The sequence below is a fragment of the uncultured Aliiroseovarius sp. genome (genome assembly GCF_947492455.1).
Lineage (GTDB): Bacteria > Pseudomonadota > Alphaproteobacteria > Rhodobacterales > Rhodobacteraceae > Aliiroseovarius.
Genome location: NZ_CANLNB010000003.1, coordinates 600,906 through 612,682, shown reverse-complemented (window position 1 = coordinate 612,682; position 11,777 = coordinate 600,906). Strand labels below are relative to the sequence as shown.

General features: G+C 60.3%; 11 protein-coding genes, 1 tRNA gene and 1 pseudogene. 11 read left to right on the top strand and 2 right to left on the bottom strand.

All coding sequences use genetic code 11. The annotated features are described in order from the left end of the window. Positions 1-3: 3 nt before the first annotated feature. Positions 4-1,161, bottom strand: coding sequence for a Xaa-Pro peptidase family protein (locus Q0677_RS09690; protein ID WP_298909016.1), 1,158 nt, complete (start codon positions 1,159-1,161; stop codon positions 4-6). A gap of 144 nt (positions 1,162-1,305) precedes the next feature. On the opposite strand from Q0677_RS09690, the gene Q0677_RS09685 reads away from it, so the two are divergent. Continuing rightward, a complete protein-coding gene (locus tag Q0677_RS09685; RefSeq protein ID WP_298909013.1) occupies positions 1,306-2,049 on the top strand; it encodes a GntR family transcriptional regulator in 744 nt (247 codons plus the stop codon). Between the two features lie 65 nt (positions 2,050-2,114). Beyond that, positions 2,115-2,451, top strand: a pseudogene (locus Q0677_RS09680) (IS3 family transposase); the annotation flags it as partial. A 159-nt stretch (positions 2,452-2,610) separates the two neighbouring features. Here the strand turns inward: Q0677_RS09680 and Q0677_RS09675 are convergent. Next, positions 2,611-2,700: transfer RNA gene (locus tag Q0677_RS09675), tRNA-Ser, on the bottom strand. Between the two features lie 198 nt (positions 2,701-2,898). On the opposite strand from Q0677_RS09675, the gene Q0677_RS09670 reads away from it, so the two are divergent. From Q0677_RS09670 to paaA, 9 genes are all read left to right on the top strand, one after another. Further along, on the top strand, positions 2,899-3,831 hold the full coding sequence (locus Q0677_RS09670; protein ID WP_298909010.1) for an SPOR domain-containing protein: 933 nt from the start codon (positions 2,899-2,901) through the stop codon (positions 3,829-3,831). A 61-nt stretch (positions 3,832-3,892) separates the two neighbouring features. Next, positions 3,893-5,092, top strand: coding sequence for a D-alanyl-D-alanine carboxypeptidase family protein (locus Q0677_RS09665; protein ID WP_298909007.1), 1,200 nt, complete (start codon positions 3,893-3,895; stop codon positions 5,090-5,092). A 6-nt stretch (positions 5,093-5,098) separates the two neighbouring features. After that, the gene (gene tmk, locus Q0677_RS09660) at positions 5,099-5,728 is read left to right on the top strand and encodes a dTMP kinase (protein ID WP_298909004.1); all 630 of its coding nucleotides are present in this window, start codon (positions 5,099-5,101) and stop codon (positions 5,726-5,728) included. Next, positions 5,725-6,852, top strand: coding sequence for a DNA polymerase III subunit delta' (locus tag Q0677_RS09655; RefSeq protein ID WP_298909001.1), 1,128 nt, complete (start codon positions 5,725-5,727; stop codon positions 6,850-6,852). The genes tmk and Q0677_RS09655 overlap by 4 nt, the downstream gene beginning before the upstream one ends. 16 nt (positions 6,853-6,868) lie before the next feature. After that, positions 6,869-7,672 (top strand): TatD family hydrolase, encoded by an 804-nt coding sequence (locus tag Q0677_RS09650; RefSeq protein ID WP_298908999.1) that lies wholly within the window; start codon positions 6,869-6,871, stop codon positions 7,670-7,672. Continuing rightward, the gene (locus tag Q0677_RS09645; protein ID WP_298908997.1) at positions 7,669-8,484 is read left to right on the top strand and encodes an MBL fold metallo-hydrolase; all 816 of its coding nucleotides are present in this window, start codon (positions 7,669-7,671) and stop codon (positions 8,482-8,484) included. The genes Q0677_RS09650 and Q0677_RS09645 overlap by 4 nt, the downstream gene beginning before the upstream one ends. Then, entirely contained in the window at positions 8,481-9,416 is a 936-nt protein-coding gene (locus Q0677_RS09640) for an AEC family transporter (protein WP_298908994.1), read from the top strand. Before Q0677_RS09645 ends, Q0677_RS09640 begins: the two co-directional genes overlap by 4 nt. A 177-nt stretch (positions 9,417-9,593) precedes the next feature. Beyond that, entirely contained in the window at positions 9,594-10,796 is a 1,203-nt protein-coding gene (gene pcaF / locus Q0677_RS09635; protein ID WP_298908991.1) for a 3-oxoadipyl-CoA thiolase, read from the top strand. A 2-nt stretch (positions 10,797-10,798) separates the two neighbouring features. After that, positions 10,799-11,776: a 1,2-phenylacetyl-CoA epoxidase subunit PaaA gene (gene paaA, locus Q0677_RS09630; RefSeq protein WP_133487937.1), complete on the top strand. Its 978-nt coding sequence runs from the start codon at positions 10,799-10,801 to the stop codon at positions 11,774-11,776. Position 11,777: the final 1 nt, after the last annotated feature.

Below are 11,777 nucleotides of genomic sequence, written 5' to 3'. Positions count from 1 at the left end.
CTCTCACGCCTTGCTTAGCAGGATTTCACGCGGGTAATTCGTAATATAGTCAGCGCCGGTTTCCGTCACGACAATGGAATCCCCGATCCGTCCCGCGGTGACGCCGTCGACCGAAATTCCACCATCCACGGCAAAGGTCATGCCGGGCTGCAGAGCCGTTTTGTCACCCTCTTTCAGCTCTGGCGCTTCCAGATATGCCACACCGATCGACCGCCCAGTACGATAGCCAGTCTGATAGCCCCGCCTGCGGTAAACATCGTTTGCAGCCGCAGCTACCTCCTCGGCCAGAACACCGGGACGGATGGCTGCAATCGCGGCTTGCTGCGCTTCGATTGCGGCCAGCTGCACCTTACGGTCTTCGTCTTTGACATCACCGATGTGGAACATCCGATCAAAGCCAAGCTTATATTGCTTGAACTGCGCCATGTTGCAGAAACAGAAATAGACGGGGTCGAATTTCTCGTATGCCTTCACACTGGCCCGACGGTGAACCATCGAAGCATCCTTTCCGCTTTGTAGAATCTGCAGATTGTGGATCATCGGCGACACGAAGCGATCCCAGCCTTTATCGGTCAGAAAACTGGCTGCTTTCCGAGATCCGGCCTCGATGACAGCAAGCGCGGATTCGTATTCCTGCGCCCCTTCGCTCAGGCTGTTATGCGCGGCTGCCATCATCGCCCCGGCAATCTGACCTGCTTCTTTCATGATACCAATCTCGAACGGTGTCTTGATGATGCGCATTGCGCCCAGGATCGGAGAGATGTCGTTGAGCTGTACGCCGGGATAGGTTTCATCAAGGTGATTGCGCACGATGGCGGGAATGCTGCCCTTTTCCACCCAGATTTCGGCGGGGTTGTCACCCAAAGCCCCGGCCAATGCGCGGCCCCATGTGCATTGGCCAATGTCTTCCCAGACACGGACGTCTTCTACCCACGTCATTTCAGAGACCATCTCAGATTCCATCAGCGGAGTAATGACAACGGGCGCGTCATCGGCATCAACCACGAGCATTGTCGGGCGCCCGAACTCGATCCCCAGATAGCCCCAGAACCCGGCCAGGTAGGCGATGGAGCTCTCATCGGTGAATACGGCTTTGACGATGCCTGTCTCCTTCATGCGGGCCTGAAGGGCGTGTGTGCGCATTTTGGCTTCTTCCAGCATCGGAACCTCCTGTTTTGACGATGTGCATCCTCGCTTCACCGTTTTACTCCTAGATCCGGTGCAGGGATGAATTCGAACTATGCTGTATATAGCTAAGCTGTCAATATTGTATTTGGTGGTGTTTTTTTTGAAATTATACCATACATGTATACAGGCATCGACATTCTGAGAGTCAACATGAGCGAACCCGTGTCACTTCCCCCCATCGAAAGCGAAGATGGGAAAACATCCGTTGAATCCATTCAGGACGAGGTTATCCGCAGGATATGCTTTCTGGATTACCCACCAGGCAGCCAGCTGAAAGAGGCCGAACTCGCAAAAGAGTTCGGGGTGAGCCGCACGCCTGTGCGCGACGCTATTAGCCGGATTAAGCATTTGGGATTGGTCGAGACGCGCAATGGGGTTGGGACGGTTGTCACAGCCCTACCGCGCGAGCAGATCGAGCACGTCTATGAAATGCGGCTGCAGCTGGCAACGCTGATAGGAACCATGTCTCCGCCACCTGTTACCGAGCACGACCTTACGCGGATCAAAGACTTGTTGAATGCCGCAATCGCTTTGGAGCATGAATTTGATGCGCGGAGATATGTCGAATTAAATGATCAGCTTCAAATCCTGATTGCCGATCTGATCGGAAACAGTCTTCTGCGATCCTTTTGGCGTCAGGCCTATTTTCAGGCCGCCAGCACCTGGTACAGCGTTGCATCGATGGCAGGCGCAGATGTGGCGACGTCTCTCGTGCAAGAGCTAAAGGAGATAAAAGCCGCTCTCGTTCAAGGAGACATGGCCGCCGTCGGGTTCATTCAGCGCGTCCAGATCGGGTATGGATATCAGCGGATCATGCAGCATCTGTTTTCGGACGAAGGAGACGCTTCTGACGGATCATAATGCAGTTCGTCGACAGGAATTGAACTGCTGTTCTGCAAGCAGACTTCGGCCACTACCTGCCATACATATACCAAACCACCTGTTATCGCTGGCGCAAGCACGACGGTGGAATGGGCGTGGATCAGTTGAAGGAGTTGAGCGGCTTCAGAAAGAGTATGATCGGCTGCGTCGCGCCGTGTCGGACCTGACGCTGGACAAGCCCATCCTTTCGGAAGCTGCACGGGGAAACTACTAAGCCCTTCGCGTCGTCGTGCCTGTATCGATCATGTCCGCAGCCAGTTCAGGGTATCGGAGCGGCGAGCCTGTCGCGCCCTAGGACAGCACCGGTCCACACAACGTCGTTTGCCGGTTGTCCGTGCTGACGAGGAGCGTCTAGTGCCTGATATGATCGAACTGACCCGCTGAAAGTAGGTTGTTCGAGTTGACTTGGTGCAATTGGAGTTGTTGCCGAGAATGCATTTCACTCCTTGCAAGCAAATGCACATATAGGGGCGCAAATAGGGACCGGACTACATTAAATGCCAATATCTCATTGATATTAAATGCGACTACTGGACAAAATGGCGGAGGAGGTGGGATTCGAACCCACGGTAGACTTTCACCTACGTCGGTTTTCAAGACCGGTGCATTCAACCACTCTGCCACTCCTCCGACAGGAAGACGCTTAACTTCCATCAAGCGATTCTGAAAGTGAAGATTTCACGCGAGAAGGTGCTCATGGGGGATGGATGTAATTGCCACTCTTTTCTCGCGCGGATGTTGTGTTTAGACTGCCTGCAAATCCGGGGGACACCCTGAACGAGCAGTCTGGATCCAAGGATCCCAAATCAAAGAACCTAGGGGCGTGAAATGTCGATAAAGACCACCGTGAAAGTGGCCGTGGCACTTGGAGGTGCCTTTCTTGTTGCTGCGTGCGACGACACCAACCTTCCCGGCTTCATGAAAAACGCCAATTCAGGCGCGGAGAGTGCGCAGGCGACCGCCCGTCAGGGGAAGGTTGTTGAACGCGATGTTGAAGCTCCAGATGTCTTCCAAGTGACCGAAAAAGGTCTTTGGGACGGACGCCCCAGCCTTGGCGGTGTTTGGGTGGCCCACCCTAACGCAACAGACCCGGAGCGCGTGATCATTCGCAACCTGTCGAACGGAAAAACCGCTGTCGCCGCTCTGTTCCGCCGCGAACGTGAAATTCCGGGGCCGCGATTGCAGGTCTCGTCCGAAGCGGCGGCCGAGCTTGGGATCCTGGCGGGTGCGCCGACGGAACTGTCCGTGACGGCCCTACGCAAGGAAAAGGTGCCTGTGGCGCCCCCGCCCGAAGCAAAACCGACACTGGAAGATCCCGCGAAAATTTCGCAATCGACGTTGGATGACCCGATTGCCGCCGCCGAGGCCGCATTGGACCGGACCGAAGCAACGACGCCAAAGGTGGGCACCCGCCCTGCCCCGAAACCGGCGACAAAACCCGCGGCGAAACCTGCTGCAGCCAAGCCGGCTGCGGCAACCAAACCCGCTATCGCCGCAGCACCCGAGGCCCCTGCCTCTGAGACCAAGCTCGCGAAGCCCTTCATCCAGATCGGCATCTTCTCGGTCGAACAGAACGCCAAAAACACCGCAGCCTCTCTGCGCGCCGCTGGGATCACGCCGACCATCAAACCGGGCGACTCGAACGGAAAGAAGTTCTGGCGCGTGGTTGCGGGACCGGCGACAAACAAGGCCGAGCTCGCAGCTTTGCTGAAGAAAATTGAAGGGCTTGGTTTCGTCGACGCCTATGCTGTCTCGAACTAATACCGGAACGCAGATATCGGGCCATAGGCCCTACAGAGCAACCAAAGGACACACCCTGACTATGCTTCGACGCCTGACCTTGCGCATTTCGACCCTTGTGGCGTTGGTTTTCCTTGCAGCACTGCCCGCGCACGCCTTCGACACGCGCGCCACCTCGGCCTATGTGTTGGATGTGACCACGGGCACCGTTTTGCTTGAGAAGAGCGCGGAAGTTCCCCTGCCGCCCGCGTCGATGTCAAAGCTGATGACGGTCAACATGCTGTTCGAAGCGCTGGCAGATGGCCGCGTGACGTTGTCGACCCCGTTTGGCGTGTCTGACCGGGCCGCCAATATGGGTGGCTCGACCATGTTCCTGACCCAGGGCGACCGCCCCACGGTCGAGGATCTGTTGCAGGGGATCATCGTGCAGTCGGGCAATGACGCCTGTGTGGCTGTTGCCGAAGGACTGGCAGGCACGGAAGACGCTTTTGCCCGTATGATGACCGACCGCGCCCGCAACATGGGGCTGGAAAACACCAGCTTCGGCAACGCCTCGGGCTGGCCGCATCCGATGCAGCGCATGTCGATGAAAGATCTGGCGCTTCTGGCGCGCCACCTGATTGTCGAGTTCCCGGATTACTACCGTTACTTCTCGCAGACTGAATATCATTACAAAGACCGCGCGCCGGACAACCGCTTCAACCGCAATCCGCTTCTGCGGCTTGGCATTGGTGCCGACGGCTTGAAGACCGGGCACACACAGGAAGCAGGCTATGGTCTGGTTGGGTCCGCGCGTCAGGGGGATCGCCGCATCGTCTTCGTGATCTCGGGCATGACCTCGGAAAAGGAACGCGCGGAAGAGGCCGAAGCCATCGTCAACTGGGCCTTCCGTCAATTCACCATGAAAACCACGGTCAAAGCCGGTCAGCGCGTGGCAGAAGCGCCCGTCTGGTTGGGCTCCAGCGCGACCGTTGGCTTGGTTCCGGCCGAGGATGTAAACATGCTGATCCCCGCAGGGCAGCGTGGCGACATGACCGCAACGGTCAGCTGGACCGGCCCGATCCCTGCGCCGATCGCACAGGGGCAAGAACTGGCCCAGATGGTCATCAGCCGCGATGGGTTAAGCGACACCGTCGTGCCCCTTTATGCCGAACACGGCGTCGGCAATGCGGGCTATACCAAGCGCCTGACCACTGCCGCCAGCAAGGTTCTGACGATGGTCATGGGTGGCGACGCCCCGCCCCCGCTGGCGCTTCCCGGCGCGTCGTCGACGACAAACTGATCTGACATGGGCGGGTTATTCATCAGCTTCGAGGGCATCGACGGCTCGGGTAAGTCGACGCAAGCGCGCCTGCTGGCCGCGGCTTTGCGCGATGCGGGTCACGATGTGGTCCTGACCCGTGAACCCGGCGGGTCCGCCGGGGCCGAGGAAATCCGCGCGCTTGTGCTGGAAGGTGACCCCGACCGCTGGTCGGCCGAGACCGAGCTTCTGCTCTTCACCGCCGCCCGCCGCGACCATTTGGAGCGACTGATCAATCCGGCCTTGGCCGAAGGCAAGATCGTCATCACCGACCGGTTCGCTGATAGCACGCGCATGTATCAAGGGACGCGCTCGGGCGACAAACGTGCACAGGTCGACGCGCTGCATGATCTGATGATCGGCTGCGAACCAGATGTGACCTTTCTGATCGACATGGACCCGGATCTGGGCCACGCCCGCGCCAAAGGCCGTGGCGGCACCGAAGAACGGTTCGAAGATTTCGGCGCCGAGTTGCAGCACAAAATGCGCGCTGGCTTTCTGGAGCTTGCCCAAGATCACCCCACCCGCTTTCGCGTGATCGACGGCACCCGCGACATTGATGTGGTCGCCGCCGATGTGCTGGCGACGGCACTGAACGACATCAAGGCGCACGCATGAGCACCGATCCCGACGACATCCCACAACCCGACCGGATCGAAGGCGCCCCGCATCCGCGAGAGGCAACCCGGCTGATCGGGCAGGACGCAGCAGAACAGGCGTTTCTGTCGGCCTACAATTCGGACCGGATGCACCACGGCTGGCTGATTTCCGGCCCGCGCGGCGTGGGCAAAGCGACATTGGCATGGCGCATCGCGCGCTTTCTGTTGGCCACGCCGCCGGATGATGGCGGCATGTTCGCCGCCCCCACCCCGGACACGCTGGACATTTCCCCCGACCACCCGGTCGCGCACCGGATTGCAGCCCTGTCCGAACCCGGCCTCTTCCTGCTGCGCCGTCCATGGGACGAAAAAGCCAAGCGCCTGAAAGGCGAGATTACCGTGGACGAGGTGCGTAAGCTGAAAAGCTTCTTTGCCCTGTCCTCGGCCGGTGGTGGTCGCCGCGTGGTCATCGTTGATGTGGCGGACGAAATGAACACCAACGCCGCAAATGCGCTGTTGAAACTGTTGGAAGAACCACCCGAAGGCGCTGTGCTCTTGCTGATCAGCCACCAACCCTCGCGCCTTCTGCCCACGATCCGCTCGCGCTGCCGCGAATTGCGCCTGCCCCCCTTGGCGCCGGATGCGCTGTCACAGGTCATGGCCGGGCTGGACGAAACGCCATCAGCGGACGAGGTTCTGCGTTTGAATGAACTGGCCGCTGGATCGGCAGGCGATGCCCTACGCCTTTTACACCTGAACGGTTTGGGCACCTATGGCGACTTGGTCCAGATCTTTCAAAACCGCGATTTCGACCGCCCCCGTGCGTTGAAACTGGCTGAAAGCGCGGCCGGCAAAGCCAATGCCGAGCGCTATGCGCTGATCCTGCATCTGTTTGACCTGTTTCTGGCCCGACTGGCCCGCCACGGGGCCGGGTTCCACCCAGCGGCCGAGGCCGCGCCGGGCGAAGCGGCCTGCCTTGCGCGCCTATCGCCCCACCCCAACGCCGCCCGCGCTTGGGCCAGCCTGCAACAGGAATTGTCGGCCCGCGCAAGCCATGGACGGGCGGTGAACCTTGACCCGGCTGCGCTCATCCTTGATATGGTTTTCAAGATCAACGACACGGCCGTGAAATTGGCGGCCTGAGGCAAGGACGCCCCCTATGAGCACGCCGAAAATCACCGACAGCCACTGCCATCTGGACTTCCCCGATTTCGAAGGGCGTCTGGACGAGGTGATTGCCAATGCCGCCGACGCAGGCGTGGCCCGCATGGTGACGATCTGCACCAAGATGGCAAATCTGCCGCAAGTGCAGCCCATTGCCGAAGCCCACGCGCCCATCTTCTTCGCCGCTGCCACCCACCCGATGAGCGTAGCGTCGGAACCAATGGTCTCGGTCGAGGAACTGGTGGCGCTGGCCGCTCATCCCAAATTCGTCGGCATTGGCGAAACCGGGCTCGACTATCACTATACCGCCGAAAGCCGCGACGCGCAGATTGAAAGCCTGCTGATCCATATCGAAGCCGCGCGCCAAACGGGTCTGCCGCTGATCATCCACTCGCGCGACGCCGATGACGACATGGCCCGCATCCTGACCGAGGAACATGGCAAAGGCGCGTTTGACTGTGTGATGCATTGCTTCAGCTCGGGGCCAGAGCTGGCCAAAGCCGCGCTGGAACTGGGGTTCTACCTGTCCATGTCCGGCATCGCCGCCTTCCCGCGCAGCAAAGAGGTACGCGAGATCTTCGCCGCCGCCCCGGTCGATCGCATTCTCGTCGAAACCGACGCGCCATATCTGGCCCCGCCGCCCCATCGCGGCAAGCGCAACGAACCCGCCTTCACCGTGCACACAGCCAAAGTGGGCGCCGAGCTGTATGGCCTGAGCTATGAAGACTTCGCCGCCCAGACCGAGGCGAATTTCGAGCGCCTCTTCGCCAAGGCCGCCGCGTATCAGGTGCCCGCATGACGGAGCGCGCGCCCGGCACCTACTTTACCATCCTTGGCTGCGGCTCCTCGGGCGGCGTACCGCGTTTGGGCGGCCAATGGGGCGATTGCGATCCCGAGAATCCCAAGAACCGCCGCACCCGCTGCTCGGCCCTTGTCACCCGCGTGGGCGACGATGGCGGCGTGACCCGCGTGCTGATCGATACCTCGCCCGACATGCGCAGCCAGCTTCTGGATGCGGGCGTCGGGGCGCTGGACGCGGTGGTGTATACCCACAGCCACGCGGACCATATGCACGGGATCGATGACCTGCGGATGATCGTCTATAACATGCGCAAGCGCGTGCCCGTCTGGGCCGACAGCCCGACGCAGACCGCGCTGATGTCGCGCTTTGGCTATGCATTTGTGCAGCCCGAAGGCTCGAGCTATCCGCCCATTTTGGATTTGCATTCCATTACCGGTGACGTGGTGATCGACGGCGAAGGTGGCCCGATCCGCATGACCCCGTTCGAGGTCCGTCACGGCAATATGGACTCGCTGGGCTTCCGCATCGGTGATCTGGCCTATCTGCCCGATGTTAGCGAGATCCCCGAGGACGTGACCCATGTGATCCAAGGGCTGCAGACCTTTGTCATCGACTCGCTACGCCGTGCGCCCCACCCAACCCATTTCAATCTGGATGATGCGCTGGAATGGATCAAACGCTCGGGCACCAAGCAGGGCGTGCTGACCAACATGCATATCGATCTGGACTATGAGACGGTTCTTGCGGAAACACCGGACAACGTGACCGTGGCCTATGACGGAATGGTTCTGCCCATTCGGCATTCATGAACGCGCTGATCGATATCGTCCTGCCAGTCTTTCTGGTGGTCGGTTTCGGCTATGTCGTGCGCTGGCGCAATGTCTTATCGGATGGCGCTGTTGATGGGCTGATGAAATTCGCCCAAAGCGTCGCGATCCCCTGCCTTCTGTTTCTGGCCATCGCCCGGCTGGACCTGAAATCCGAGTTCAACGCGCCCTTGCTGCTTAGCTTCTACGCGGGTGCTCTGACGGGGTTCTTCGCGGGGCTTCTTGGTGCTCGGTATCTGTTTGGCCGCCCGTGGCCCGACGCGGTGGCGTTCGGGTTCGTCTCGCTCTTCTCAAACTCGCTTTTACTGGGCCTTCCCATCACCGAACGCGCCTTCGGTCCTGATGCTCTGGCTGGGAACTACGCAATCATCGCGCTGCATGCCCCGTTTTGTTATGCGGTTGGCATCACCGCGATGGAGATCGCGCGCGCCCAAGGAAACGGCGCCCTGCAAACGCTGCGCCAAATTGGCCGGTCGATGTCACGCAACATCTTGGTCTTGGCCATCGCTGCTGGCTTTGTCGTGAACCTGACCGGCCTGCATCTGCCCGGCGTATTCGTCGAGGCCGTAGCCCTTGTTGGCCGCGCCGCCCTGCCGACGGCACTCTTTGCGCTTGGGGGCGTGCTGTATCTGTACCGGCCCGAGGGCGATCTGAAGATCGTGGCGTTCCTTTGCCTGATTTCGCTGGGCCTGCACCCCGCCATCACGTGGAGTTTGGGCAGCACCTTCGCCTTGGAAACCGACGCGTTCCGGTCCGCCATCCTGACCGCCGCCAGCGCCCCGGGCATCAACGCCTATGTGTTTGCGAACCTCTATGGCGTGGGCAAACGCGTGGCGGCCACGACGGTTCTGGTGGGCACGGCGCTGTCCATCTTTACGGTCTGGGGCTGGCTTGCCCTTTTGGGCGCTGCCTGACCCATTCCACACCCGCCTTCCTAGGTATTGTTACCAATAGAAGTGCGAGAATAATTTCTCGTAACATATCTATTGTGGCGAATCGTCATTCAGACTATATTCGACCAAACGGTCAGCAATACTCCAAGCCGCCGCAAGCTTATCCCGCGCCGCGCTTGGACATTCCGGGAGGGATATATGGAAGCTTTCATCTGCGACGCGGTGCGCACTCCGATCGGTCGATATGGCGGGGCGCTGTCCAGCGTTCGGGCCGACGATCTTGCCGCGCTGCCCATCGCCGCTTTGAAAGAGCGCAACCCAGATGTGGATTGGGCGTCGATTGATGACGTGATCTATGGCTCGGCCAACCAGGCGGGCGAAGACAACCGCAATGTGGCGCGCATGGCCGCCCTTCTGGCCGGTCTGCCGGTCGAGGTTCCGGGCACCACCATCAACCGCCTGTGCGCGTCCGGCATGGATGCCGTAGGCATGGCAGCGCGTGGGGTGAAAGCTGGCGACTATGACCTGTGTATCGCAGGCGGCGTCGAAAGCATGAGCCGCGCGCCCTTTGTGATGCCGAAAGCCACCAGCGCTTTCACCCGTGCCAATGCGGTCTACGACACCACCATCGGCTGGCGCTTCGTGAACCCGAAGATGGACAAACTGCACGGCACGCACTCCATGCCGCAAACCGCCGACAACGTGGCCGAGGACTATAACGTTAGCCGCGAAGACCAAGACGCGTTCGCCGCCCGCAGCCAAGCCCGCTGGGCTGCTGCACACGAGGCTGGCATGTTTGCGGATGAGATCATTCCGGTCACCATCCCGCAGCGCAAGGGCGATCCGGTCGTGGTTGACACCGACGAACACCCCCGCCCCGGCACCACGGCTGAAAAGCTGTCGGGCCTGCGCGGCGTGAACGGCCCGGACCTGACGGTCACCGCGGGCAATGCCTCGGGCGTGAACGACGGCGCAGCGGCGATGCTGATCGCCTCGGAAGCGGCCGCCAATGCCAACAACCTGAAGCCGATGGCCCGCGTCGTGGCCATGCAGGCAGCAGGTGTTGCGCCCCGCGTCATGGGCATCGGCCCGGTTCCGGCCAGCCGCAAGGCGCTGGATAAAGCTGGTCTGACCATCGACCAGATCGATGTGATAGAATTGAACGAAGCGTTCGCAAGCCAAGGCCTTGCCACGCTGCGCGAACTGAGTGTCGCGGATGATGATCCGCGCGTGAACCCGAATGGCGGTGCGATTGCACTGGGCCACCCGCTGGGCATGTCCGGCGCGCGCCTTGTGCTGACTGCCGCATATCAACTGCAACGCACCGGTGGGCGCTATGCGCTGTGCACTATGTGCGTAGGTGTGGGACAGGGCGTTGCCCTTATTCTGGAAAGGATCTGACGATGTATGCACAGATGATCACAGCCGAGGCCTCGGACGAGGATCCCAAGCTGCTTGAAGAATTTCAGGCGCGGATCGACCGCGATGAAAAGATCGAGCCGAAAGACTGGATGCCGATGGCGTATCGCAAGACGCTGATCCGCCAAATCGGCCAGCACGCGCACTCGGAAGTCGTGGGCCAGCTGCCGGAAGGCAACTGGATCACCCGTGCGCCCACGCTGGAACGTAAGGCGATCCTGCTGGCAAAAGTGCAGGACGAGGCCGGCCACGGTCTGTATCTCTACTCGGCCGCAGAAACGCTGGGTGTGTCGCGCGACGAGCTGGTCGAGCTCTTGCACGAAGGTAAGATGAAGTATTCGTCGATCTTCAACTACCCCACCCTGAACTGGGCCGATATCGGCGCCGTGGGCTGGCTGGTGGATGGCGCGGCCATCGTGAACCAGGTGGCGCTGCAGCGGACATCCTATGGTCCCTATAGCCGCGCGATGATCCGCATTTGTAAGGAAGAAAGCTTCCACGCACGTCAGGGCTATCACGCGATCATGCAGATGGCCTTTGGCACGCCTGCACAGAAAGCCATGGCACAAGACGCCGTGAACCGCCTGTGGTTCCCCGCGATCATGATGTTCGGCCCGTCGGACAGCGAAAGTGTCCACTCGGAGCAGTCGATGCAGTGGAAGATTAAAGTCCGCTCGAACGACGACCTGCGCCAGCAGTTTGTCGACCAGACCGTTCCGCAGATCGAGTATCTGGGTCTGGATCTGCCCGATCCCGGCATCAAATGGAACGAGGAACGCGGTCACTATGATTATTCGGACCCCGATTGGTCCGAGTTCTTCAACGTTATCAAAGGCAAAGGCCCCTGCAACGTGGACCGTCTGAACGACCGGACCAACGCTTGGGAAGACGGCGCATGGGTGCGCGACGGTCTTCTGGCCCATGGCCGCAAAAAAGCCGCTGCACGCACAGCCGCCGAATAAG